Consider the following 1,024-nt stretch of genomic DNA (forward strand, 5'->3'; position numbering starts at 1 on the left):
AACCCAAGATCATCCCGAGGCGGGATCGGATCATCGCCGTGACGCAACCTTGCCCAAGCCGCGACGATCGTCGGCAGCTTGGCGACCAGTCGCACCGCGCTCCAATAGTTATTCTCGACGTCCTTAACCTGACGGCCTGGATAAAACATGCCGAGCGCGGCCACCGCCGCCTGGAGCGCATCCATGGGATGTCCCGACTCGGGTAAGCATTTCAGCAAATCAATGATACGGAACTTGATGCGCCGATGACGGGTCACGTCCGTGGTCCATTGTTGGAATTCAGCCGCTGAGGGAAGATGCCCGAATAGGAGGAGATAGGCGGTTTCTAAATAGGATGAATCTGCACACAGGGTCTCAACTCGGATGCCGCGGTATTCCAGTATGCCGCGTTGACCATCGACATCGCTGATCGATGAGGTCGCGGCGGGAACACCAGCCAAGCCTGGCATGAAATCATGGGGCATGATCTATCCTCACATGAAAAGAACTCTTGTGATGCTGCTCGTTACCCTAGCATGACTGTACGTCATTCTTGCAATGGAAAATCGTGCTTGGCATACTGAATTCAGAGCGCATCGACAACGAGGGCCGGACGAGGTGATGAACTAGGGACGTGAATGAAACACACAGCCTTCCTCCTCTGCAGCATTCTCATCGTGATGGCAGGCGTCGCGCACACGGCCTCCACCGGAATAGAAGAGGATGTGATCGCATTCGCTGTTGTCAGCGAGCTCCCGAAAGACAGGACACGGGTTCCAGCGAGGGTGGCCATCGAGGGATCGGTCACCGACATGAAGCTGTTGGCCTCCGATCACATCCTGTCAAATTTAGCCTGGAAACAATTAGAAATCTGTCACGCGCTCAAGCTCGAAGGCCAGAAGTCTTCAGAGGGATTCCGGATCCAGTCGGTGCGCGCCATCGACGGGGCCATGCTCCCGATGGTGTTACAGGGCTATGCGGGAGATTGCCTGCTCAAAAAGGCCTTGGAAGTTGCGCCCTTGGTCGACTAACATCTCTCAGGATG

At 55.7% G+C, this 1,024-nt stretch carries 2 protein-coding genes; one reads left to right on the forward strand and one right to left on the reverse strand.

Annotation, left to right across the window (positions count from 1 at the left end):
• The coding region (locus HZB34_17800; protein ID MBI5317817.1) for a citrate synthase at positions 1 to 464 on the reverse strand (464 nt) is incomplete at its 3' end.
• A 153-nt stretch (positions 465 to 617) separates the two neighbouring features.
• On the opposite strand from HZB34_17800, the gene HZB34_17805 reads away from it, so the two are divergent.
• Positions 618 to 1,010: a hypothetical protein gene (locus HZB34_17805; GenBank protein ID MBI5317818.1), complete on the forward strand. Its 393-nt coding sequence runs from the start codon at positions 618 to 620 to the stop codon at positions 1,008 to 1,010.
• Positions 1,011 to 1,024: the final 14 nt, after the last annotated feature.

The sequence above is a fragment of the Nitrospirota bacterium genome (assembly GCA_016219645.1).
Classification (GTDB): domain Bacteria; phylum Nitrospirota; class Nitrospiria; order Nitrospirales; family Nitrospiraceae; genus Palsa-1315.

What these genes read in the sequence shown, in the direction of transcription:
- HZB34_17805 (MBI5317818.1), top strand. Translation starts at nt 618, where the DNA reads ATGAAACACACAGCCTTCCTCCTCTGCAGCATTCTCATCGTGATGGCA.